The sequence below is a fragment of the Thaumasiovibrio clandestinus genome (assembly GCF_047250365.1).
Taxonomy (GTDB): Bacteria; Pseudomonadota; Gammaproteobacteria; order Enterobacterales; family Vibrionaceae; genus Thaumasiovibrio.
Genome location: NZ_JBLBVL010000004.1, coordinates 43,008 through 68,949, shown reverse-complemented (window position 1 = coordinate 68,949; position 25,942 = coordinate 43,008). Strand labels below are relative to the sequence as shown.

At 42.2% G+C, this 25,942-nt stretch carries 20 protein-coding genes; 4 read left to right on the top strand and 16 right to left on the bottom strand.

All coding sequences use genetic code 11. The features are described from left to right. Positions 1-66: 66 nt before the first annotated feature. From ACKLNH_RS07865 to ACKLNH_RS07845, 5 genes are all read right to left on the bottom strand, one after another. Positions 67-3,447: a GH36-type glycosyl hydrolase domain-containing protein gene (locus tag ACKLNH_RS07865; RefSeq protein WP_413111711.1), complete on the bottom strand. Its 3,381-nt coding sequence runs from the start codon at positions 3,445-3,447 to the stop codon at positions 67-69. Positions 3,448-3,483: 36 nt separating this feature from the next. Continuing rightward, complete coding sequence (locus ACKLNH_RS07860) at positions 3,484-4,602, bottom strand: ABC transporter ATP-binding protein (protein ID WP_413111710.1); 1,119 nt, start codon at positions 4,600-4,602, stop codon at positions 3,484-3,486. A 502-nt stretch (positions 4,603-5,104) separates the two neighbouring features. Next, positions 5,105-6,502 carry a hypothetical protein gene (locus tag ACKLNH_RS07855; protein WP_413111709.1) on the bottom strand — a complete coding sequence of 466 codons (1,398 nt, stop codon included), beginning with the start codon at positions 6,500-6,502 and terminating at the stop codon, positions 5,105-5,107. Positions 6,503-6,535: 33 nt separating this feature from the next. Continuing rightward, positions 6,536-7,513 carry a hypothetical protein gene (locus tag ACKLNH_RS07850; protein WP_413111708.1) on the bottom strand — a complete coding sequence of 326 codons (978 nt, stop codon included), beginning with the start codon at positions 7,511-7,513 and terminating at the stop codon, positions 6,536-6,538. 24 nt (positions 7,514-7,537) lie between these two features. Further along, complete coding sequence (locus ACKLNH_RS07845) at positions 7,538-8,878, bottom strand: hypothetical protein (protein ID WP_413111707.1); 1,341 nt, start codon at positions 8,876-8,878, stop codon at positions 7,538-7,540. A gap of 391 nt (positions 8,879-9,269) precedes the next feature. Between ACKLNH_RS07845 and ACKLNH_RS07840 the strand changes: the two genes are divergently transcribed. Then, positions 9,270-10,532, top strand: a complete 1,263-nt coding sequence (locus ACKLNH_RS07840) for a putative glycoside hydrolase (RefSeq protein WP_413111706.1) — start codon at positions 9,270-9,272, stop codon at positions 10,530-10,532. Between the two features lie 129 nt (positions 10,533-10,661). Here the strand turns inward: ACKLNH_RS07840 and ACKLNH_RS07835 are convergent, their stop codons facing one another. The 11 genes from ACKLNH_RS07835 to ACKLNH_RS07785 all read right to left on the bottom strand — a co-directional run bounded on the left by ACKLNH_RS07835 (position 10,662) and on the right by ACKLNH_RS07785 (position 20,424). Then, positions 10,662-11,666 carry a porin gene (locus ACKLNH_RS07835; protein ID WP_413111705.1) on the bottom strand — a complete coding sequence of 335 codons (1,005 nt, stop codon included), beginning with the start codon at positions 11,664-11,666 and terminating at the stop codon, positions 10,662-10,664. A gap of 742 nt (positions 11,667-12,408) precedes the next feature. Then, a complete protein-coding gene (locus ACKLNH_RS07830) occupies positions 12,409-12,657 on the bottom strand; it encodes a DUF3297 family protein (RefSeq protein WP_413111704.1) in 249 nt (82 codons plus the stop codon). Between the two features lie 141 nt (positions 12,658-12,798). Then, entirely contained in the window at positions 12,799-14,445 is a 1,647-nt protein-coding gene (locus tag ACKLNH_RS07825; protein WP_413111703.1) for a methyl-accepting chemotaxis protein, read from the bottom strand. 243 nt (positions 14,446-14,688) lie between these two features. Continuing rightward, entirely contained in the window at positions 14,689-15,048 is a 360-nt protein-coding gene (locus ACKLNH_RS07820) for a VOC family protein (protein WP_413111898.1), read from the bottom strand. 140 nt (positions 15,049-15,188) lie between these two features. Next, on the bottom strand, positions 15,189-15,479 hold the full coding sequence (locus ACKLNH_RS07815; RefSeq protein ID WP_413111702.1) for a YkgJ family cysteine cluster protein: 291 nt from the start codon (positions 15,477-15,479) through the stop codon (positions 15,189-15,191). Positions 15,480-15,639: 160 nt separating this feature from the next. Further along, entirely contained in the window at positions 15,640-15,792 is a 153-nt protein-coding gene (locus ACKLNH_RS07810) for a hypothetical protein (protein ID WP_413111701.1), read from the bottom strand. Between the two features lie 53 nt (positions 15,793-15,845). Further along, positions 15,846-16,637, bottom strand: coding sequence for a type IVB secretion system protein IcmH/DotU (icmH, locus tag ACKLNH_RS07805; RefSeq protein WP_413111700.1), 792 nt, complete (start codon positions 16,635-16,637; stop codon positions 15,846-15,848). Beyond that, positions 16,634-17,959, bottom strand: coding sequence for a type VI secretion system baseplate subunit TssK (tssK, locus tag ACKLNH_RS07800; protein ID WP_413111699.1), 1,326 nt, complete (start codon positions 17,957-17,959; stop codon positions 16,634-16,636). The genes icmH and tssK overlap by 4 nt, the downstream gene beginning before the upstream one ends. A 9-nt stretch (positions 17,960-17,968) precedes the next feature. After that, a complete protein-coding gene (gene tssJ, locus ACKLNH_RS07795) occupies positions 17,969-18,472 on the bottom strand; it encodes a type VI secretion system lipoprotein TssJ (protein WP_413111698.1) in 504 nt (167 codons plus the stop codon). Then, positions 18,472-19,815, bottom strand: coding sequence for a type VI secretion system-associated FHA domain protein (locus tag ACKLNH_RS07790; protein ID WP_413111697.1), 1,344 nt, complete (start codon positions 19,813-19,815; stop codon positions 18,472-18,474). Before ACKLNH_RS07790 ends, tssJ begins: the two co-directional genes overlap by 1 nt. Before the next feature lie 6 nt (positions 19,816-19,821). Next, the gene (locus tag ACKLNH_RS07785) at positions 19,822-20,424 is read right to left on the bottom strand and encodes an outer membrane beta-barrel protein (protein ID WP_413111696.1); all 603 of its coding nucleotides are present in this window, start codon (positions 20,422-20,424) and stop codon (positions 19,822-19,824) included. Positions 20,425-20,689: 265 nt separating this feature from the next. Here ACKLNH_RS07785 and ACKLNH_RS07780 point away from each other — a divergent pair, with 265 nt between their 5' ends. The 3 genes from ACKLNH_RS07780 to ACKLNH_RS07770 all read left to right on the top strand — a co-directional run bounded on the left by ACKLNH_RS07780 (position 20,690) and on the right by ACKLNH_RS07770 (position 25,916). Further along, positions 20,690-21,967: a type VI secretion system ImpA family N-terminal domain-containing protein gene (locus ACKLNH_RS07780; protein WP_413111695.1), complete on the top strand. Its 1,278-nt coding sequence runs from the start codon at positions 20,690-20,692 to the stop codon at positions 21,965-21,967. A gap of 63 nt (positions 21,968-22,030) precedes the next feature. Next, positions 22,031-25,429 carry a type VI secretion system membrane subunit TssM gene (gene tssM / locus ACKLNH_RS07775; protein WP_413111694.1) on the top strand — a complete coding sequence of 1,133 codons (3,399 nt, stop codon included), beginning with the start codon at positions 22,031-22,033 and terminating at the stop codon, positions 25,427-25,429. Between the two features lie 28 nt (positions 25,430-25,457). Then, the gene (locus ACKLNH_RS07770; RefSeq protein WP_413111897.1) at positions 25,458-25,916 is read left to right on the top strand and encodes an Lrp/AsnC family transcriptional regulator; all 459 of its coding nucleotides are present in this window, start codon (positions 25,458-25,460) and stop codon (positions 25,914-25,916) included. Positions 25,917-25,942: the final 26 nt, after the last annotated feature.

Below are 25,942 nucleotides of genomic sequence, written 5' to 3'. Positions count from 1 at the left end.
ATCCACAAAACTCATTGGATTGTCGCAAATTGGGCTCCCAGCTAGAAACTGAAAGCCCAACTTCACTTACAACCAAACAGTGATTTGGTTTGCATTATCGGTTAGGTTTTCATCCAACAATGCTTTGCCGACGATGGCACCACCGCTACGATACGCGTTGTTCGTCAGCACAACATCAACATCTTTTCCGTTAATAGTCACTCGCTTAGGCGTGTGACCTCCCTGTTCAGGGCGAATTTCGAAGCGACATGGCTTACCGTGAACGGCAAAATCAAGTATCACCGTACCTAGTGACTTCGCGATAACAGGATCAATCACCAGACCTTGATTGTCGAAACGCAAGCCAAGCACGCTGCTGATCACCTGATTAATGTAAATACCTGGACCACTGGAGTAGATACGCCAACCACCTTTCACGGCCACTTCGCCCTTCTTCAACTTATCGAAATCACGGTACGCTTCATAGCGGTCGTTAAACTTACCGTCTGAACTTGAGAAGTAAGCGTTAGACTGACGGATCTCAGCATTAGGTACGCACTCCTGAATGCCTAGCGGCACAATTTTATACAAGTTTTCAAGTACTTCTTCAGCTTTACCCATCTTACAAAGAGCTTCAATAAAGCGGATGTGTGCATGGCAGTATTGCAAGCCAACTTCACGACCTAGGTTTGCCGCCAGCTCTGCGCGCTTGAAGTAACTCTGTTTACCGCCATTGTATTCGGCCATACGTTCCATCAAGCGCACGCCATCAGGATGAACGAGATTCTCCTCGATCATTGCCATATGACTCTCTGCCATCTCCTTGTTAAACGTTTCAGAGATAATAGAGCGCGACGCAGGCAACAAACGGTATTTGATGCCTGTTTTTTGATCAGATGGGTGCAATAAATATTCGACCTGTTCAACATCTTTGTTAGCAAGGTGAATGAAGCCTGCAATCACACCATCCTTTACCAATAGTTTGTGATAATCCGCTTCCATGTTAACCGACAGCTCAGTAATTTGGTTAACGAAGGCTTCAAATCGTGCTTCGCCTTGCAACGCACTTGCCATGGTCTTTAATGACTGCAAAGTTAATGGGATTGTCCAGCCACTCACCATATTTTCACGTAATGATTGATTTGCCGGCTGCAAGGTATCATCCCAGTCACCGTCACCGTAGCAAGAGAGTGATGTTCCAGGAATTAGATTGTCGATGATATGCTTGATTTGGCGCTCAACGTGGGTGAATAGGCTATAGCTTTGGGTGGTGAAAACGAAACCTTCTTCAATACTAGTGTAAGGGACTTCGATATCAAGCACAGCCAAATCACCGGTAGCGGTGATGTAATCAGCAATGGCTTTTAGCGGCCATACAACAATGTCACCATGACAGTCTTCTTGCTGAATCTTAGAGTAGTTATCAAACATGAACCACTGAGGCCATGTACCGGTTTCGATATGTTGATGGCTGTATATCGTTTTCAATAAATCAACCACGCGGTCGTAGCGCTGCATCGACATAAACAGCTCAAAAGGTCCTTGCGATACATCACGTGTTCCCCACGCTGCACCCGAGTATTGCTCTAGGCCGTGCGGCGTCGCATAATGAATCAATGCATTGTGGGTGAACCACTGCATCGTCTCATTCATCTTCTGTGCATTGTAGCTGTCGTTTTCGAAACTAAGGTTGAAATGGTTCGTCAACGCACTTTGGCTTTGATGATACGCTGCTACTTCTGCTTCAAAATCAATTTTTTCAGCACGTTGTGCCACGGTTTCATCAATAACACCCGTGATGGTTAAGCTGGCCTTGTCTGCAACCTGACCAGTAAACAGCAGATAGCGTGGCAAATCGCCAGCTTTGATCACAGAGACGTCTGCCAGCGCTTTGTCAGCCATCAGCGAATAGTGAAGGCTTGGGTGTGCATCACTCATCAACGAGAAATCACCACGTACCGTCAAGTGATCCCCTTCCTCGATAATGTCTACTTTCGCATCACCTTCGTTGTTACCCATCAAGAGTTGATTAGTAACAACCACGTCTAAGGTAGGCAGATTCACTGTTTCGATGTCTAACTGAATCGTCGCCACGTCATTGGAACTGAAGCTAGTCACTTTGATCATGCCGTTTTGGTACTTGTAGTACCAACGCGAGAAGTTCAAACCCGTCTCAAATGCCGATGGCATAGTCAGAACACGGTACGCTTCACCTTCTTTTACCCAAATACGCTGGCCACTAAAACGGAACAGATTCAATGATGTACGATCAACACCTAACAGTTTGTTGAATGAAGTATTACCAACAACAACGTGTGAGTTAAATACCCCATACATTCCGTGCGTCGAGCTCATAACGCCATTAACAAAATTCTGGTTGTTACCCGAAGAGATCATGTGACCCGTTGAACGTTCCAACAGGCGTTCTTTGGCGGCGAGAGTTACGTACCGGCTGTCGGCGTTCTCTTCTCCGTAGAAAAAAGACAGCACTGTCTCGCCGTCTTTTTCCGCAAAACGACGTGTTTTGCCAAATAGTGCCGTCGCCTCTTCATCCGTCAGGGTTTCACCCAGTAATACATTGTCGGTATTTAGGAAGAAGTTCGGCAGCACTTGCTCTGTGGCTGATTCCATCGCCGGAGTCACATAAGCAGCAACAACGTTCGCAATTGAACCAGCTTCGGTCACATTCGAACCCACCAGGTTAGCCCCAAAAGCAAGGTAGAAAGTCGACTGCGCCGTTTCACCAACAGCCAGTGTTTTCTCAGCCGTTTGTAGAGCAATGTAACCCATTTCGAACTGTAAGCGCTCGTTTGCTAAAGTTGGCTCACACAATACCGCTGGTGTCGGATTGAATCGGTAGTCTTTACCAAAAAACTGATAACCATCCGTTGAGTATGCAACGATTTTGTCGCTCAATGCGCCAATTTGAGAGCAAGGGTTACCAGTGCTTTGTGGCAAATTTTGGCGCGAGCAGATCACGTAACCTTGTTCTGTTGTATCAAAGATTTGGTGGTCAAGGTATTGGCTAACATAGCACTCGTTACTCTTGACGCCGCCTTCATCTGCCAGGGCCAGATCTTGACCAAACACGAGATCATAGCTGAAGTCACTGTCAGACAAATTATCAACCTGTACAGTGTAATAGAGTGTGCTGCTATCTTTTGCTAGCGAGATCATCACTGTTGCGCGGAAGGCATCGGTTTCAGTCTGCCAACCGACCTGACCTGCAGCATTGCGGAAAGTACGTAGCGTTGGATTATAAGACATCAAAGGCGTAAAGTTGATCCCTTCACTGCTCTTAATGCGTAGATAAACGTTTGATAATGCGTATTCGAACTCACTTGGCTCGTATAAATTTACCATCACTGCATTGGCGCGAATACTTTGCAGGATATTGTTTTCAGAAAATACCAACGCCAAGTGGCCGTTGGAGACGTGATGATAAGTATCAGAAATTGAGTGAATCATGAAAATAGACCTGTAAACTTTATGTATAAGAACGTATTAGTTAGTAGGAAGCGAAATATTTCTGCCCGTTTCCTTATCAAAGATATGGCACTTATCCATGTTAAAATGGACAGGTAGCTCACTGTGCTTCATCAGTGGTGATTCAGGATTCACTCGCTTACAGATCAGCGAACGACCATTAAAATCAAGGTATACAAACGACTCTGGCCCCATCTCCTCTACCTCCGTGACATTAGCGTTAAACACGGCTTCCGCCGAACCAATATCGATATGTTCAGGGCGTAACCCCATCGCGACCGGTTTGCCCACATAATCAATTAAGCGTGTGTGCAATGTGGCAGGTAACACTAGCTGTTGCTGACCAAGATCGAGTAGCAGTTCATTGGCACTGTTCTGTTCTAGAGTACCTTCCATAATGTTCATGTTGGGAGAGCCGATAAACTCTGCAACGAATCGGTTAGCGGGTTTGTGGTACAAGTTGAGCGGTGTATCAACCTGCATGATCTCACCTTTGTTCATCACACAGATGCGGTCACCCATTGTCATGGCTTCAACCTGATCGTGAGTAACGTAGACCATGGTTGCCGGACGACCATCTAATTTAAGTTGTTCATGTAGACGGCTGATACGCATCCGCATAGAAACACGCAGCTTGGCATCAAGGTTCGACAACGGTTCATCAAATAGGAAAACCTCAGGTTTACGAACCATCGCACGCCCCAACGCAACACGTTGACATTGGCCACCCGACATCTGGCCAGGCTTGCGATCTAGAAGATCGGTAATCTCCAGTAGTTCCGCGGCTTCCGCCACGCGCTTTTCAATCACGTCTTTTGACTTCTTGCGAGTTTCCAAACCAAACGCCAAGTTCTCGCGAACAGTCATATGGGGATAGAGTGCATAATTTTGGAACACCATCGCAATGCCGCGATCTTTTGGGGCGACATCATTACAATGCTTTTCACCGATATGAAGGTCGCCACTTGAGATGCTTTCCAATCCGGCTATCATGCGCAGGGTGGTGGATTTAGCACAGCCCGACGGGCCAACCAATACCATAAATTCACCATCCTTAATGTCCAGACAGAAGTCATGCACAGCATGAAAACCATTCTTGTAGACCTTGTTGATATTTTGCAGTTTGACCTGAGCCATACACCGTACTCTTCGCTAAATAGGTTCTATTGAAACGTTTCTACAAATAATAAGAGTGAAGGTGAAAAGTGTCAACAAAGCTTGTTGTTTTGTATACACGGGTCACACTTTTAAACCTCAACGACACGAAAGCTGTGAAGTAAAACGACTACCAACTCATGCTCAATAGCAGTGAGACACAATAAGCTCGAAAGCCCATGACGGTAGTCAGCGGCGATTAGATCGGAATAAGAGTTGAGCGACGAATTTTAAACGCCATATGATAAATTTATCGCAATGACACGTCCCCTACCACCAAATAGAAACGTTTCACGCCATTTTAGACTATACCCACTAAAATGTACCTGTAACGCTCTTGCTAACTCGTGGCTCAGTCTGTTTCGCGCAAGTAAGAAAAAAGGACACCGTAGTGTCCTTAAACTCTCAAACCATCAGCAAGCTATAACGCCCATCACCATAGAAAAACGGCGTGGACGTTTCTATGTATCTTGCATCACCTTTATTATGGTCTTTCTTCAACTAATTCATCAGACACGAAGCTCTGATAAAGGGAATCAATCAAATGCCCTAAACCATACTCATCTAAGTAACGTTTCACATCCACGTGAATCGAGCTCGCAAAAAACGCTGCAGTAAACATGCCTTGATCGAGTCCAATGATCTTCTCACTGATGTTCCCGTTACTGTCGAGCGCATCAAACCAACCTGCTTTACTCTCAATTTCAGGATACATCGCCTTGATCATCAACAGGTGGTCGATAGCGGCTTCTTGATCGATTAATGCATACAGTGCTGTCGCATGCGGCGTACCTGTATTACCTTGGTGAATATCATTATCACCAACTTGGTAACTTTCCGACACCGCCTCAATACCATAGGCAAGATAACCATTGTCTGTCGTCGATGATGCTGACATAAACGGGATGTTATTCTCAACAGCAAAATTCATGTGAATTTGCGAGAAATCCTCAATCATCTGATAGTCAGGAATAAGTGTGGCCTCGTCAACCCAGATACCCGGTAGCAACGCTTGGAAATATGAGCCATCCCATGTAAGCATTGGCTCATAGTAGTCACCATCTCGATTATGTGCTTTAGTATAAAGCAACATATCTGTAAACGCTGACTCTGGCACTGATTCATGAGAGGCTAAACTGTCTGTCGACAAAACTGCCCACAATGTACCTAAGCGGCTTTCATTCGCTTTGCGATCAATATAGTACGGGAGATAAGCCTCAACCGCAGTGTCCCAACCTGCACGGAGGAAACCTCTTTCCGCGTCATAAAGACGACTCCAGCCCTGCCTTTGATCCGCTAGCAAGCGGTCCGCTCGCATTGCGATCGCTCTTAGCTCAGGCACTTCACTATCAACAAATGCCCCATAAACTGCCGCTAAGGAAAATGATAAATTGCCGTTATCGACCGCTGAGATAATACCGTTCGGCGACGCCGCTAAGTCGGTATCCCGCAGTAGATACAACCAATGGAATAGACCATACCATTTCGGTGCCGCTTCCAACTGCCCTAAAACCTCGTGCAGACGGTCAGTCGCAACGTCATCACCCGCACGTACCATTTCAACCAGAATATTTAGATAGAGACCTATCGTGGTTGAGTTTGTATACGCTACTTGCCGAGTGACTTTGTCATCTTTCACAAAGATATGTTCATAAGGGACTTTCACTTGCGGTGAAACCCCAATACCATCGATAAAGTAATCTAAGTTAACCTGCAGCTCTTCGCGAAAATTATCAGGATAGTACTGAGACGGGATCTGTATCGATTCAACAACAGAACCCCATGACTCATCACCACCATCCGAAGGGTTTGAATCTGAATTACAACCGCCCAACGCCAAACTTGCCAACAGCACGGCAAACACATTTTTTTTCAATAACATGATTTATCATTTTCCATTAAGCAGACTAAAGTGTTAGAAGGTCCAAATTAAACCAACTTTAGCGAAGGCAATTTCTTTATCACCCCAGTTATACTCACTTGTTCCGCCTACTTCCCCTTTACGAATAGCCAAGTCAGCAAGGAAGCTAATATCCGATGTCAGTGGTACCTCTGAATAGAGAGCATAATTATTGCTGCTATAGCTTGTTGCGCCACCTTGCTGCTCAGTCTCCTGACGTTCATAACGCAACTCTAAATAGATACCATTCTTAAAGTTGAATTGAACGAGTGGTTTGAATGCGTATTCTTTCCATGCAAAATCGTTTTTCTCTTCGTTATAAAGTACTTTTGCACCAAGGTTAATCCAATCGTTATACTGGTATATGTACAATGGCTCAGATTCGATAAACATGCCTCTATCACCATGGTCCATATAACCAACTTGTAGATTAAGGTGTAAGAAATGTTTGTCGTAGCCTAAATTCAGCTCAGGAGTAATAGAGTAATTTGTTCTATCTTGGTAATCAGATAGGCCACCCGTTACCTTTTCATAACCAAACTCAAAAGCATAACTAAGTTCTGGAGAGATCCATTTTTCATATCGAGGCATCAACTCTATTGTTTGGGCTGCAGAGTCTGCTGACGTATTATCACGGCCATTATATTGATGCGTCTCTTTTAGCAAATACGCCATCCGAAAATTATCACTAATTTTCGTTGACCCATCAGCAAAAATAATGCTTTTCAGTAGTGAACGCGGATTATTGTGATAAACCGCTTCTTCATACTCAAAGCCGGTTAAAACACGTGACGCTTTTCCACCCGAGACAGTCGGAGCCGAGATGTAAACATCGCCTATCCCACCAATACGGTTTAATGAATCTGCAACATTAACGATGCTACCGTAGCCGGCCAGCTCGACATTATCCCAAATACCATTGATGTTTTCATTCGCGTAAATCGTTGGCGAAACCAAAAGTGCGGCTGAAACCAGTCCTGTTAATTTTTTCATTATCTATAATCCCAATTTATTCGATTAGTTATTTGGTACGAAGCTTTGATACATTTCGACGACCTGATCCATATATCCACGAGCTTCTAAATAATGATGAACATCTTTATTAATGCTTTCCGCTAAGAATGCGCCGACAAACATACCTTGATCAAGTGACAATATTTTGGTTCCAATGCGTCCATTACTATCTACTGCATCAAACCAACCAAACTCAGTCTCAACTTCAGGATAAAAAGCTTTCAAGTTTTTCAAAGCGTGAACTGACATAGAAGGGTCGATGATATAAGCTAATGCTACAGCATGCGGAGTGCCCGTTTTACCATCATGAATTTCATTACCAAACTTAACTTTACTTTCAGAAAGGAACGGCACACCAAAAGGTTCATATCGATCATCCGTCGTCGCAGAAGCTGAAACCATTGGGATGTTATGCTCTTTCGCGTATACCATGTGCAGATAAGTCATGTCTTCAAACATGGTGTAATCCGGAACCAAATCACGCTCATTCAACCAAATCGCAGGTAGCATTGCTTGAAAATATGAACCATCCCATGTCAATATTGGGTTATATGTTGCTCCACCATATGTATACTCTGCTGTGTATAACTCCATATTAGTAAATGCTTTCTGTGGAACGGCATTCTGGCCCATGTCGTTAGTAATCAATGCAGCCCAAAGCGGAGCCAAACGGCTTTCATTCGCCATACGATCGATATGGTAAGGGATTGCGCGATCATTGGTTGTTGTCCAACCCGCACGCAGCAAGCCTCGACTACTGTCGTAAATTTTTGACCAGCCCTCTTTTTGATTATCAAATATTGCTTCAATACGACGGACAATATCGCGCTTCTCAGGATTATCAGAATCCATATATGCACCGGCAACCGCGGTTAACGAAAACATAAAGTTTGCGTTATCTACTGCAGGTACAATTTCATCGACATTTTTTTCTAACTTATCGCCTTCAATTTCATAGGGCCAATAAAATAAGCCGTGCCACTTTGGTGCGGCTTCTAGTGTGTCTAGCACCTCAGAAATTCGTACCAAGGCATCTTCGTTACCTGCGCGCTCTACTTCAACCAAAATATTGAGATATAAGCCAATCTCAGTAGTATTTACATAATACTCAGGCTTAACTTCACCATCTACAATAAAGACATTGTCATAGGGTACTTTAGCGCTTGTATCTACGCCTACCCCATCTTTAAAGAAATCGATATTTGTCTGTAGTTCAGCTCGAAAATTCTCGGGATAAAAATGATCACGAATAGATAGATTATCCAATGCAACCTGACTTGCTACTGATTGACTGCTGAGCAGTAGCATGACCAGACCAGCAAGACTCTTTTTCTTGTTTATCATTATTCTTTTAATCCTTTTACTGAAATTCAAAAGCAATTTAAACGTTTCTACATATTCTGATAGTAAAGCACCTAGACCGTCAATACAGCATCTCCCTGAATTGTGATCTGTGATTGTATTTATCTATTTATCACATAAAAAATGTGCCAAGAAACACTACCAACCAAGCAGCAACAACAAGATAAGTAACATAAGCCACTGAAATAAAAAATAAATTACACAATGCGCCGCTATAGTCAGATGAGGCTCACATTTTTATAAAGCGAAATGGCTTATTGCTTGATTTTGAATTTAAACTTGCGCATCCTTTGCTGAAACGTTTATACGAACAATTTAAAAAATAAGACATTTCCTGTATCTAGGTACAAATTAACAACTTGAGACAATAGACATGACATTAGTTAACAATAAATCTCTAATTATCGGTAGTTTGTCACTTACGCTATTAACTGGCTGCCTTGATGACCCCTATGACTATCCGCAAGGAGAGCCATTACCACCTGGAGAAACAAAACGAGTTAATATTTATGGTCCTGAAAGTGATGGTAACTTTCCATTAAGGGTCATTGATAGCGAGGGTTATGAAGCTGATGTACCAGAAAGTGGATATCTTACCCAAGGCAATATCTCAACACTGGCCCTTTCTACTGAGCGACAAGGTCAGATCAATGTTCAAGTTAAAGAGAATAAGTCAGGGCGCATTTTAAATTCGGCGACTAACCCAATCAATATTGATGTTAAAGCTGACAATGCTTTACTGGCATTTAATCTACGTGTCAACCGCAAGCCTGAGTTATTACAGAAGGTCAAGCTCATCACTCAGCAAGCCTATGGGGTTGATACCGCTTCACTTGATATCAGCTCTGCTGTCATGGCATATACTGGCTCTACAGAACAAACGGTCAACATTCCATTAACGTGTTTTGATGGGATGAACTTTGGTGAAACGTTGACCCCATTTATGCTTGCATCTGACAACAACTTAAATATTGATCTTGGGTCGATCAGAATCTCAGAGTATGAGGATTCGATTGATAACTTAGAAGATATACAGATACTCGCGTGTAACAATGACAGTATTCGTATTGGTGAGAACGACGGTGATCTGTTTGTCCTTCCCTATGATAACGAAGACGGCGCAGAAACCGGCTGGGCTAAAGCCATTACGACATGGCTAACTGACGGCAGTGAATTGAGGGTTGACTGGCCTCGTGGTGGCGACGGCTTCTTTACTATTGATTATCGTGAAACCAACGATGGTGTCAATGGCGGTATTTTACTATTTCCAAGCATGAACGAAGACAAATACCGCGATATCTCCGCCTTCATGGAAAAAGGCGCATTACAATTTAAGATTGAGGTTGGGGACTATGGCACTCACCCAACACGCCGTATTCAGGTACAAATGGAAACCGACGAGTTTGGTAACAGCAGCGAGTATTTCTTACCTGTAGGATTTGCACTGAACCAGACTGAGACGGTTACGATTCCACTGAAAGAGCTATTCTCTGATGAAAATGGTGTTGTTCAAGTCAATAAGATTCAAAATATCGCGAAACCTTTCTCTCTTCTACCCGAGTGGGTTGGAGAAGACCAAAACATTGGCGATATGACGATCCATATTGGCAACGTTAGACTGACAATGGAGCCATAAAGTATTGTTTAAGTAACAATATCAGTGACCGATTGCTGGTTAATCGCATTAACCAGCAATCACAAAAAAAGGGTTAGCTCTCGCTAACCCAAAAGTTTAAGGCAGTAAAATATCAAGGATGTTTATTGCTTACCAGTAGACGCGGAAACCAGCACCGAAGGCTGTTTCATCATCTAGGCGTTTTGCCGTAACGTTGTTAGCACTATCATTGCTAATATTGATAGCCGAACCATCAACTCGAGCGACTTCTACATAAATTCTAGCGAACGAATTGAATCGATAGTCAGTACCTACGTAGAAGAAAGAGCCATCTTCTTTCAGACCCGCTGCTTTATACTCAATCGCCTCATAACCAGCGTACGCAGTCGCTTTCTCACTCCAAGAGTAGGTAGCCGTTGCTTGGTAGCCAGTAGAATCTAGGTCTTGTCCATCAACGCTAACTGTTTGCGCAGAAGCACCTGCCAAAAGTGTCAAGGCGTCAATCGTATACGTCGCAACCGCTGTGCCATAATCCGCTTCAACCTTCTTACCTTTAATTAGGTTAAGGTCTTCCGCAGTTCCGAATGATCCACCAATAGTGAATGGGCCAAATACCGCGTTAATATTTGCCTCAGCAATCTCTTGCTGATCATTATCTTCCGCATTAGCACCTAAGCCGTAACCTACAGCAAAAGAGACTGAGCCAATTGTATGAGAATACTTAATTAACGAGTCGTGTCTACCACTAGTGAACGATGTTGAAGTGTTCGCTCCACCGCCGTAAAAGTAAGACACATCAGCACTGCCAAAATCATCCGCTACCGTCCATTGGCGACCAAATGTTAGAGAACCAAAATCACCAACTACACCGGTGTAATGAAGGCGATTCTCTAGCTCTCCACCATTTCCAGAAAGCCCAAACTCCACATAACCAAGCGCGTCAATCGAATCTGTCAAACCGTATGTCGCACCAATAGAAACGCGAGAGGAACCAGCGTTTAGCTTAACATCGCTATCACCCACTTTTTGAAGCTGTGTACGTAGGTGTCCACCCAGTACAACAGCTCCCGCATCGCTACTATAAATTTCAGCAGCAAATACACTACCAGATGCCATTGCTGCAGTCATTGCCACTGCTAGAATTGTTTTTTTCATTTTTATTTCCCTAATATGAACATCAAATAAGTAATTCCATGTTTCACAATTAAATTATCAACAAGCAATAAATACCGCAATACAGCTTCTATTCAGGGAAATCGTGCTATGATAAAAAATAACTATATTGGCAAGATCTGATATTTGATGGCGAAATGATTGCTCCACAAAATTAAAAACAACATACGCTAGATTTCACAGATGATACAAACATTTACATGATATATTGTGGCAATTACCACACAGGCGTACAAATATTAAGCACTCATCTAGCACGGTAATTATTCTTAGATACAAATAACTAAATGATATATGTTATTCTTTCTTGTTATTAAAAACACAACCAAACCATTCAATTAACACCCAAAGCACATCGCAACATACTTCGTAACACCATGATTATAAAAGAAAACATATTTACAACGCATAACAAAAGCATTATTCATCAGGCCGCGTCTGACACAGTATGCATTCTCTTCACAATCCCCCCTTACTGAATAATAAGCCGGCATAATTAATAGCAACTAAATTATAACAAGCATATACTCGTCATATAATATACGGCACCAATTAGGCGCTTTTTTGTATCGCTTTATGGTTATGTTTATAGTAGAAAAATACGTCGAATTACGATGGCGGTGCGTATAGAGGATATAAATAGTTAAGGCGAGAAGAGGGTGAAAACCAACACATAGCACTCATATTACGCTATGTGTTGGGTATCAGTAATTGCTGTTACTAATTATTTATAAAAGGCTTCTACTTCGCCTTTCAATTTAATCAGCATTGGTTGTCCCCAGCGATCTTTGGCTTTAGGCGACGGAATTTTCACCCACCCTTCACTAATGCAATACTCTTCAACATCAGTGCGCTCTTTGCCATTTAACCGAATGCCAATATGGTGCTCAAAGCACTCTGCCACATGGTGTGGACTGCGCGGGTTACCTGCAAGATGGTCTGGTAACGCGGGTTTTGAGTTTGTATCGCTCATAGTTATAACCTGATATAGATAAGAAGTGCGCAATTGTAGTCAAAGCCAGAGCCATGCTCAAGTCTCTTGATGTCCGGCTCACAAAATAAGATGTTCGTGGCACCCGCCTCCCCATGAAGACGAGATATCGATAGTCTTCAACTAGAGCTTAAACTGAGAAACTAACTTGTCCAAGTCTCGACTTTGAATCGCTAAACTATCGCAAGCTTGTTGCGCCTGCTTAACATGGTCGAGTGTCGCGTTACAACTCATTACGATACTTTGAATGCTGTCGCTCAGTTCATCTGTCACTTGATTTTGCTGGTGAGAAGCCGTTGCCATATGCGCATTCATCTCATTGATCGTAATGATAGAGCCATTCATTGCCTCAAGTGCCTTGTGGGTGCTTTTTGAACGCTGAACAGTTTTCAGCCCAGATTGTGCGTTATTGGACATCGCGACAACCGATTGGCTGGCAGTTAACTGCAGTTTCTCAATCATTAATTGGATTTCTCCTGTGCTTGATTGAGTTTTGCTAGCAAGCGAACGTACTTCATCCGCTACGACGGCAAAACCTCTTCCCTGCTCGCCCGCCCTTGCCGCTTCAATCGCCGCATTAAGCGCGAGTAAATTTGTCTGCTCGGCGATGCCTCGGATAACATCCAGAATTGAAACAATGCCGCCAACATTTTTCTCAAGATCTTGAATTAACTCGCTAGAAGACTGAATGTCTACCGACAGTTGGCTAATCGATGCCGCTGAGTCATCCAAGCTATCTTGCACCGTATGCGACTGCTGACTAACATTTTGCGTTGCACTTGCCGCATCAAGAGCATGCTGGCTAACACTCTCGCTGGTGCTACTCAGTTCATCAATCGCGGTCGCAACTTGATCGCACTGAGTTTGTTGATCGTGACTAGCTTTAAGGATATTGGCTGAAAGCGTTGTTAGCTGATTCGCTTCTTCTTTAACTTGATGGGCAGCCATGACAACTTTATTTAGCGTAAATTGGATCTTATTAGCAAAGGTATTAAAAGCACTCGCCAACTGACCAATTTCGTCAGAACCGTTAACGTCAATACGAGTAGAGAGAGATCCATCCCCTTCTCCAGCCTCTTTCATTGCTTGCGTGAGAGCAATAATCGGTATTGCTACAAGGTGGTTGGTAATAAAAATCGCACCCGCAGCCAAAATGACAATAAATAATGAGCCGATTATCAACATACTATTTGTCTGTTCGGCATGAAAGAGAACGCCCTCTTCCATCACATGCTGTTCAGTGGTAATCGCGTCGCGAATGTCCTTTAATTGATTGCGTATTGATTCGAAATCCTCTTCAACAATGTTTTCATTCGCTCTGTAATAGTTAGCGGCTTGTTGTGGGCTGTTGATGATAGCGACATAGTGCTTTCTCCATTCACTATAGTTAGCAATAATCCGATTGATGCTCTCTCTATTGCTAATGGGCAAAAAACCAATATCAATAAGGCTATTAACAGAATTGAATCGTTCGATTATTTTTCCATCATTATCGTGAAAGTTATAAATATGAAAATCAAGTGAGCTTGTATTGTTTGGCTCTGCCAGCGCAACCCCCATACCAGCGTTCATAACTTGGTATAAATCAATATAGACTTTATCCAACTTACTAATAACGGGCTGAACATGTTGCCTTAACGTTACATTTGCATAATGTTGCTTGTTATATCCAGAGTAGACTTGAATAACAAGTAACGCAAAAGCAAAAACAACGATACCAATTGGCAATGCCAATTTATATCGCAAGCGTATATTATTAAGCCAAGACATAAGTCCCCTCACTTCTAAATTTAAATACTACATAGGCATGTTTTATGCGACGTTATTATTATTAACTTCACATCCATATTAATAATATCAAATTTAGGATGACCAAAGAGAACCAATAAGTAATTGGTCGAGTTATACCCCATTTTTACTTAACACCCATTGCCTTCGACTTGACTACCCATACATATCAGAGATCAGCGTTTGATATTAAGCGTCGTGCAGCTTGACTGTTAGCTTAAACGGTCATGCCCGTGTTTCTGACCAAACCGCAAATTCGTTACCACTCGGCTCAATAAAGTGGAAACGACAACCACCTGGAAACTCAAAAATTGGGCGAACGATCGAGCCACCACACGCTATAACTTTCTGCTCCGTTGCTACAATATCAGCACTGTAAAACACTAAAAGTGCACCACCATTGACTGTTTGGCTACAAACATCCGACTGGAAAAAGCCGCCATCTAAACCTTGGCCCGAAAACGCAGCATACTCAGGACCATAATCAACAAATTCCCAACCAAATGCAGCACTGAAAAATTGTTTCGTCCCGACCAGATCACGAGCGCCGAATTCAACATAATTTAGCTTTTCATGGGCATTCATCATTTTCTCCTTTAGTATTTGAAATCGGAATAACGTAGGGGGCTATTCACAACGCTCCTTCCTTAAGAAGTTACCGAGCAGCCCATCAAATCACAACGGTCAATCAAGCCACAACTGCCGAATATGGTTTAACCATTTCTCTATAGACACTTATCTCGCTCATCAATACATTCATACGAACCCATTTCGAACTCGCGACATATCCAAGGTCTGTTTTCATAGATGGTGCACATAAACGTTTCTCTGTCTAAAGCTGCGCACCATCCATCGCTTAATCGTCGCATCGTTTCGCCACCATATTGATCGCGCAAGATAAATTCTTCAGGTACGCCAGTGTCTGAGATAATCAGCACCTCGAGACGACAGCAACACGCTTTGCAGTTTGAACACAAGACTTGAGAAGAGGAAGCACTTTTAATCGGTATATTCATGAGTAATTACAATTTAGGCAATTGTGCATCATACCTTAATTTTTACGTCACTATCCGTAATTTCTAAGAGGCACTCACCTTATCGGCCATAACTATAGCTACGCTTGATCTCGGTAACTTCTACAACACATGATTGGTGCCACTTTTTCCTGCCCAATTTCTATGCAGCAGCATGCAGACTATCAGCGTAGCAATCACGCAAAATGCCCACTATTTCATTATATTGGGGATCTTGCTCTCCGATCCGCCCTTTAAATGTAAATAGAACTAACAGAGAACCGCTCATTACTGTTTTCGCGCTGTGCTTAGGCATTAAAAAAGCCACGCAAGGTGGCTTTTAGTTCCTGAGCATGCAATACATAAGTGCTAACCTAGCGTGGCCATTAGCTCATCGTACTTATACTCGACTAAAAAATAAGAGACAGTATACATGAGCCCAATCAATGCCGCTGATACCCCAACAATCAGCGATGGAGAAAGAATAAAGCGCAATGGTGTATATTTTGTTGCTGCTTTCGTATTCTTTAGATGTTCCTTTTTGCTCTCTGGCTCCTTCACCGCTTTTATAATCTGGTAAATTTCTTCAGCTATATCAGCAAGCTTGTCGTTTCCTCGTTCTTCCGCTCCATAGCGACCTTTAAATCCCAGCTGCAACAGCAAATACAGGAACTCGATTGAAGAATGATAACGACTTGTATCATATTTTAGTCTTTCCAGAATGGCATAAAATTTATCGCCGCCTGAGGTCTCATTATGAAATGTTGTTAATAAACTATTCTGGCTCCAACTACTTTTTTCTCCCCACTCCTGACGTAGTATGGCTTCGTCTAAGGCTAAACACATGCAGTAACGTAGCACTAATATCACTGCACGTTCCACTTCTAACTCATCAAGCTTTTTTTCACTTTTTGTCAGCTCTTTCTCTAAAGATTCTCGAATTGGTTCAATATCATCGACCCAAGGAATTGAATCTACACAAGATAAAAAATAAAACAGCTCAGAGAATGCGTCAACCAAGGGATTTATACCTAGTTTCTCAAGCTTTTTGTCTTCGAGTGTGATATTCGCAGCCAACTCTGACTTAGGCATCACCTCTAATGGCCCGCCCGATTCTGGCTGAAATAAGACAACTGTCACATCATCATCATAATGGCTCATGATTTAACAGCCCAAAGCTGCATAACTAAACCAGGAAAATCACCTGATACATGGATCGCAATACCTGCTGCATTGGATATTTCGGTGACGTCCTCTCCGGTAAGCTGCATCTCGAAATATGTATACCCAGCATGATAAGGCAACTGACGAGGAACCACGGGCATTGCTTTTAGGCCTATACCCGGTAACTGCAGGTTAATCAAATCACGTATAGAACTAACGCTACCAACCTTTGTTTGCATAACAAATTGCTTATGTAACATATCTACTGTGACATCCGCTTTTACCGCTAGAACAAGCACCGCGTCTTCCAGCACTGACTTCTCAGCAATATGTGCAAGCTTAATCCCATAACCCTGCTCTTTTAAGGCCAACGGCATCGCTCTACGTTCAGACATCATTCCCATGCTACACTTCACCGACGCTAAAACAGGAGAAAAGCTCGATGATAAATTAACATGACTGTAAACAACTGGCTTTTGTGCGCGTCTCTCCGTCGAACATAACGTCGCTAGCTCCCCTTCAACCTGAATTAACAAGCTAAATAAAGTTTCAGGGTGAACTCCCTGGGTAGCATTGATATGATTTAACAACGGCTCTAAACGATTTATCGTCTGTAGAAGCATAATATCTGCAACTGACGAAACTCCTTGCTGATCCACGACACCAAGACGTTTAATAATCGACTCGGCACGATGCTTCAACATAGAACAGAATTCATTAACAAATCGCGTTAATACCGATGAAGCATTAATGTCTATACATGTTGGTACAAACATTTCATCCAGAACCACCCGTCCGTCAGCACGTATTTCTGATACTTTTAAAATTGGTATTGACGTAAATGAACTCCGATCCTCACTTTCAAGCTTCAGGTAGAAATTCAACTTTCCTATCTTTACACTCGTCGAGTTGTGTTTTGCATAATCAAAATCTGATACCTCAAGCTCAGATGGGGAATAGCGGCTAACTGCTGCCCGTTCATCTATAACTTGTTCTCTTTCGGAGGGCAATGGGCTGCATAAATACACCACCGTATCAACAACAGCACTATCTACATCTATAATGCCAGGGATTTGAGACTCATCGGGCAGATTAAACGGAACTCTATCTTGAGTTATACCACTAACGCGCTTTAAGCCTATTTTTCCAATAGCAAGAAGCTCTGTATTAACCTCAAGGCTGTTAATTCCCCACCCCTGCGGGTTTAAATACTGCTGTTGCGTACTGGCGTGAAAACGGTGATAACGGTCCTGTTGTTGAAAGTGTTGGGCTTTCATGAACATACCGTCATACCAAACTACTGGGCTATATAAAGACATAATAATCCTTTAAAAGTAAATCTGCTCAACACCAACAGTGTTCTTAACATCAAGAATATTATCTTCTAATGTCACATCTAAGTAATAACTAGTTCGCGCATCGATATCATGAGAAACCCGCCAGACAGCGCTATTAACATTTCGAAACGCGACTGCAAATCCCACAGCTCGAGTACTCTCGTCAAGTATAAGCTTCTGCCTTAATTGCTCCTCTGGCTCTAATTGGAATTCATAGCGGCGAATGTACTCATCCCCCAACGCAGCCCTGTCATTTTCAAACAGAGAGAAGAAACCTAAACTTCGAAACAAGATAGGCGAAGATAGCTCATAAACGCGCAAAATAACTGGTGATGAACTTCCGTCTGGTCGCAAATTTAGAATATCTGCGGTGGATATATTAATTTCGACTTCTGCAGTAGCTGGAATTAAACCTACAGTGTCTTTAAACTGCCCCCAAATCGCACAACCATTTAACGCAAACAAAGTCGCCGATATTAGTAAAATTTTTCTCATCAACTCACATTCCCCGCGTACTGCTTTTTCATCGCCAAATCCCAATCGTGTTCTACACTATCTAATAATTTTCGATGTGTTTGCGCGTATCGATCCCAGCACGTCTTTTTTAAAAAGATCCGTTTCTCCTGCTTAATACTGTTAACAACCATGACTGGACTCAACTGGTTCAATAGCTCTTTCGCAACAGAAAAGCTCGAATCGAGCAACTTGTTCTGATGTCGTTCCACGTCTTCAACAACTTGATCAAGTAACTCATCCGGCAAAATACGATGCTCCTGATAGAGGCTAAGCATTGTATTCATAAGGTCGGTATCTTTAGGTGTCGTGCTAGGCTCAGAATCCATACTTCGTTCTGCGTCATTTAATTGTCTCGCTAAACTCGCCAAAGAGCACTTAATCCCTATCCCTAGTGATTCTAAAAACTCTTCGTTCAATGTTTGCTCAGACGCTGTGACGCCCATACCACGCATAAATGCTTGCAACAATCTTAACGAGTTATCATTCGCTCTAATAACAGTTTCAGATGCTGCATTCTCTAAAGTACTAGACGTTACACTGCGCTCACTTTCTTCTAATCGACAATTGGCCACTCCATACCTCGGCACGTCGACATCTGGTAACACCTCTTTCTCAACATCCACCCATTGGCTTTCTACTTCACTCTTTGATGGCTCAAATGACGAGCTGGATTGGTGCCAATTTTCTGGAATTAATGGCATCATCATCTCGGCATAAATATCATCACTATCATCAAGCGCTTGTTTGGTGATCGCTTCAGGTGCAGGCTCTATTACTACATCACCTTTTATGAGGAAGTCATCCGTTTTGCTCTGAACTAAATGGTCGAGAGGATCGTCACTCAGAATCTCATCGTCAGACGTCGTTTCTGTAAAAAAGTCACCTAGCGCCTTCACATCGCTAACTTCAGCACTGTCAATAATAGGATCGAACAGGGATAATGGATCACTTGGATCAATCGCAGGGAGTATATCTGCGGCGATATCCTGACGATTGAAGCTAACTTCAATAATAACTTCAAACTTATACCGCCCAATCAACAACGAATCCCCTGAACAGAGACACTGGGGTTGTTGCTTCGCAATTTTTACACCATTTACGAAAGTACCATTTGTACTCACATCATTAAGATAGAACTCATCGTTATACGAAGTAATTAGGCAGTGTGTCGATGATATATATTTATCACTATCTGGCAATGAGAAGGCCACTGCAGCACTGCGGCCAATACTGCCACCGTTATCGTCCATTTCTAGCTGACGTGTACCGTTGTATTCCTCGGGACAATCAACAACATTCAAAACCAAAGTTGTTTGTTTCATAAGCCCTCAAAACAGCACTGATACATTAAATTCAATACCACTCAACCCATCACCAACAGGCAGTAATACGAACATTTGAGGCACGATTTGAAGGTGCGCATTAGGATTACTTCCTAATTTAAATGCGGTGCCAACATTAAATGCCAAACTGAATTCAAACTGTTCATAGTCAGGCAGTTGATCGCCATATTTATATCCCTCATCATCGACTAACCAACGGTAACTAAATTGGCTATATCCTAATGTCACACCTGCACCAACAAAGGGAGTCATCCATGATGTGGCTGGGTATGCATATTGAGGTAAAAACCTGAGTTCTATGTTATCAACTTCTTGATAGACGCCTCCGGCTTTTGGAGCTGGCACATGGTCAGACAAATAATTAAGGCCAAGCCACCAACGCCACCTAGAATTATTTTTGTCTACCGGCCGTGTATGTACTAAACCAAAGCGGACTCCATTTTGCTCTCCAGTCATCCCTTCTTTTGCATAATCATCAAAACTAAACAAACTCGTTGACACACCATAGCGAGTACCTTTCACTTCAGCATGTACAGGTACTGAAAAAGCGATGAACACTAACAAAGTAATAATGGACAAATGCTTCATAAACAAAACCTAACTATAACAATGCGTGCAAGATAATATTAAAACATAGCCGAATCAATAGTTAGAAATGGACCACCATCTATTGAGTCAAAATAACATCAACAACAGACAGAATGACTAGATAAATAGTCATAAGCAAAGTACTCAAAAATCCATAACTGTGATATTAATTCAAATTACAAAAATAGCTGCCAGCTTTAAATGGCACGCATGTCAGATTTATATAACAATCCATGCGTTTAAACTCATATACAGATAATTGAAGATGCGAAATAGTCAGCTAGGAAAAAGACCTATTTGTGCGGAGAGTCCTGCCGGCTACTCTCCAACAGAGTTAGATATTTTCTCAGATTTAAAAAAACTTATTAACAAACTTAATACAAGCCAAAGCGAAAATGCATGGCTAGATATTGAAGACAAAGCCATTGAAATACTAAAAGAACATAGCAAAGACTTCCGTAGTGCTTGTTATTACTGTGTTTCATCGACTCATATAAATGGCATTAATGGCTTGCTGGACGGTATATCGATAATTTATGATATGTGCGTAATCTACTGGCATTCCGCCTATCCTGACGTAGGAAAAGGAAAAGCTAGGATTCAATCCTTTGACTGGATGACTGAAAAGCTAGACAGAATTTTAAAGAAAACGTCATACGACAATAAAGATAAAGCAATCATAGAAAAGTCTCTTTCTGTTGTTCTAGATTTAGAACAAGAGTTAAGAATACACTATGGAAATCATGCAACAAGCATGAGACCGGTGCGCGTACGCCTAAACGACATGCTTGACGATATACTTAAAAAAGAAAACAAAAAAAATAGCAAAATTATATCGGAGCGGAAAACAGAGCAAGAAGATATTAAAAATGTAACGACAGAAATCAAACCGCCCCCCCCTTCACTCCCATTAAAGGAAACCAGTTCAACACGATTACCTAAATGGATGAAGATAAGCGTTGTGATTTTCTCTATTCCGACAATCATTGTTATGGCTAATTACCTCCAATATGAATACCTCAAGTACAGAGTGGGAACAGCAGGAATAAAAGATCTTCCACACGTATTGAAAAAAGTTAAGAATCAAAACAGTTTCGTTGTAGACCGACTACAAGGTCACATACTGAACATAACGGAAGGAATGATATATGGATGGTCTAGTGATTATAGAAAACTACACAACTACCCTATATATAAAGAAGTCGTAGGACATTTAGATAACATATACCCAGACTCAATTAAAATAAAAGAGATAAGAAACCAAATTCATTTGGATGTCACACAGTTAGAACAAGACTTTATAACAGCGCAGCGGCAGTTTCGTTCCACTAGAACAGCAATTGCGAATATACAACAAGAATTCAACGGCCCTGACTATGATATTGCTTATCGATACAGCAACACCCTGATGCCGCTACTAGGGCGATTAGAGCATATAGCAAACAATCAAAATGATAACGAATCAGCGCTAAAGGCCCAGCAATTACTCAACAGCTATCAGTTTTATTTAGCAAGCGTGTTAGACAATAGCATAACGTACTAAACAATCAGCTTACATCGGTGCAACAAGTTGCATTAATATTTCACTAGCGATAATAGATTTAATATGAAGATTAAAAGATTACTTGGTAAGCCCGCCGTTTACTTGTTTGCACTGACTATAGGGTTGTTCGCTCTTCTCGAGCTGATTTATATTTACTTACTAGATATTCCATTCTACTCAACAGTAACGATGGCGACTGCAGCATGCCTATTCATTGTCTATCTCATCATGAATATATGGGGCATCAGAAAACGAAAGCGACAGCCGGAGCAAGACGCGATCGAAACTGAAGCAGAAGTACTTTCACATGCGCTGAGCAAACTACTTCACTCTCGTTCAAAAAAGCCGATATACCTCATGTTAGGAACCAAAAATTCCGGCAGAAGCGCTTTATTACGTAGTATTAATGCCATAAAACCTATTGATGAAAAAAACACCGTTCACACAGATTATTACTCTTGGTACCAGTCAGAAGAGGCATCCTTTCTAAAGCCAGCAGATCGCTTAATATTTCAGGAGCATTCAAGTGCTGACGCCTCGCTATGGCTAGCAATGCTCGACGCCTTAGTCAAAGTAAACCCTCGCAAGCCACTAGCAGGTGTATTGATATGTATTGATATTGAGTATCTTGTCTCTCAGACCGAAGAGCATAAGTGCTACTACCTAGACATCTTAAGTCAACGTCTGACCCAATACACACTAAAGACTAACAGCGCACTTCCAGCCTACTTGTTTGCTACTAAAATTGACAAGTTGCAAGGTTTCAGTGAGTTTGTACGCGCAAGTACACTAAAAAGCCAGGTTGAACATCTCTCAATCTCACTTCGTGATGCTAAACACAACATAAACGCGCAATTTAATCATAGCTTCGATACACTGATTAACAGCTTGGAAGCCAGTATTATTAACGCTGTTAACAATGAAAGAAATTGGCACGATAAACCAGCCATTATTAGCTTCCCAAAACAGATGGAGCTATGCCGCAGCGAAATTGAACGAATTGTTACAACCTTCAATATCATTCGCGATGGACTATTCACTATTGACTTGCGAGGCCTATATTTTACCTCAAGCTTGCAATCCGGACGAAAATACAACTTGCTCGCAAAAAACTGCAGCAATCGTTTTAATATTCCGGTTATCGCATCAGAGCAACGGCAATTAACAGAAGCCGCTTTTTTCACGCGTTTACTGTTTGATAGCCATGTTTTACCGGAGCTGCACTATGCAGGTGAAAATAAACGCCATTTAAAAAGGCTGCTTTTCAGAAGCCGCTTAACGTTTGCGGCCTGTTTTGTCGTAACGACAACCGTTGCGGTGGTACTTTATGAATCTCTGAATGCCAATATATCCATCATAAACGCATTACAGAAGGTAGCACACAACAGATCTACCATCAGCGATGATAAAGACATTCATGGCAGACTAATCAATGCAACTAACTATATCGAACCATTCTTTGAAACGTGGCAAAGTGCGGTAAGCACATCCAACGATTCATTTGTTCTGGTTGGCAACCAACGCTTAAACGACACCCAAAGCATTGCACTTCGCACCTTAGAAGCGGCAGTTGAAAGCCACTTGTTACCTATCGTCGTAGATACGTTCAGCAATGAGCTAACGAACTCACTCGGCAGTTATAACAGCTCGTTAAGCTTACTTAAAGCCTACTTAATGCTGTCAGAGTTAGATAAACGAGACAATCGCTACCTCGTTGCTGAAGCCACCCGACAGCTTAATAAACACGTAAGAAACGCGACAGCAGTCAACAAAGCACAACGCTACCTTGATAGTTATTTTGCGCACAACAACAACCCTGTCACCATCAATCATGATCTGGTTCGTTCTACCCGTCGCCAGTTGTTAACACAGTCAAAAATAGACATGGTTTATGAACAGTTACTTGCTCAAGCTTCACACTCAGATCTGGGTGAGCTCAATCTATCACGATTGATCGGCTTTCAGTTCACCAATGTCTTTGATCCTAGGATAAAAGAAGAAAACATTTCCATTCACCAGATGTATACAAGCACTGGTTTTAGCACGTTCTTCCGTCCTCGCGCTGAACTTATCTCTAAGCAGATCATCGCCGATGATTGGGTACTGGGTTTAACCAATAATCAAGTGCCAACCGAAGAAGAGCATCGCCAATTCAGAGACGACGTCATTAAAATGTACTCAGATGATTACATTACATATTGGCGGAATGCGATTAGCGAGCTTCGCCTAAAACGTTATAACGGAATCGTCGAACTGACGGATACACTTGACTTACTTTCTGGGCCTGCTTCACCATTATCAACAGTACTGGGGACATTGTATGCCAACACAAAGTTTAAGCCTGTCAATGAACTATCTGAAAGCATAATAGGACAAGAGGGTCTACTTGCCGATGCAACAAACGCTTTGTTAGAAAAAGCGCAGACAATCATTGAGCCTGACTATGCACTTCTCACTAGAATCGAAGACTCATTTCGTATTATTAATGGCTTAAGTGAATCACACACTCGTGGAGCCGCAACACCATGGGATGAAATCATTCTTGCGCTAAGTGATGTCCGAGCATATTTAAAAGGCATTACAGATGCTCCGAATGTACAACTCGCCGCTCTGAACGCCGCGAAATCCCGTATGCGCGAAACAGAAGCTGATCCACTGATCCGTTTACGCCAAGTTGCACAGAAAACGCCAGAACCCGTAAGAACTTGGCTTTTGGATATTGTCAGTCAAACATGGGGGATTTTACTTGTAGAGTCTCAGCAAGGTATCCAACAGCTTTGGCGCAGCGAAGTATGGAGTCGATTTGAAGCATTAGCCGTTGATAAATACCCATTTAATCTTCATTCCAGCAATGAGATATCCATTACTGACTTCGAAGAGTTCTTTGCTCGTTCTGGAACATTAGACACTTTTATTCAGTCTCACTTCGCTCCCTTCTACGACACCAACTTATGGACCGCTAAAGTTGTAGATGGAAAGTCATTGCACATTGACCAGTCGTTGTTAGTCCAGCTATCTAACTTCAACATAATTACCAACACACTATTTGCAACATCAACCAATCGTTTCTTAGTTCCGTTTCACTTAAAAATAATGGACTTAGACTCTAGTGCAATTCGTTCATCTATTACGATAGCGGACGATATAGTTCAGTACTACCACGGCCCAACTCGAATGCGCGAATTTCAGTGGCCCCCGATAAACGGAGAGCTTTCTGTCAACGTAATGATTCAAGACCTTGGTGATACCTCACGCCAGCATACTTTGCTATATGAGGGTCATTGGGCAATTTTCAAACTTCTAAATGAAGCAAAAATATCTCAATCTCCTGACGGAGGGTTTATTGCTCACATCGAGATTGCAGGCAGATCACTGCAATTGCATGTTGTGCCATCAGCACCCATTAACCCGTTCAGAATGAGAGAATTATTTAACTTCTCATTACCAGAGAACATCAGCTAGTACCTAATTAGTTTTTAGGAAGGTGTATATTATGACAATAACCCCATGTGAAAAATTAGATAAACTTGATAGAAGAATCGTATCAACTTTATTGGTAAACGGAAGAGAAACTATTGCCAACATGTCTCGTAATATTGGCTTATCCCGTACTGCGGTAGCCGAACGCATGGCGCGACTGGAGCGAATGGGCGTTATTACCGGCTACACTGCAAAGCTTGGGCAAAGTAATCAGGCGGCATCAACCGTCTGTTACTTACTCATAAAGTGTACCAAAGGACAAAAAAATGTCGTCTGCGAACATTTACAGCAAATCCCTGAAGTGAAGAACATTAGTATTGTAGGGGGGGCTTTTAATATCATAGCGACCGTGGAAACATCATCCCTACATGCACTTCATTTAATCAATGATGAGGTTGAAAGTATTAATGAGATAGAGAAGATAACTACCTCGGTTGTCATGCATCAGCCAACAAACCGAGATAGTTAATTTATACGCTTCTAACATATGGCGGT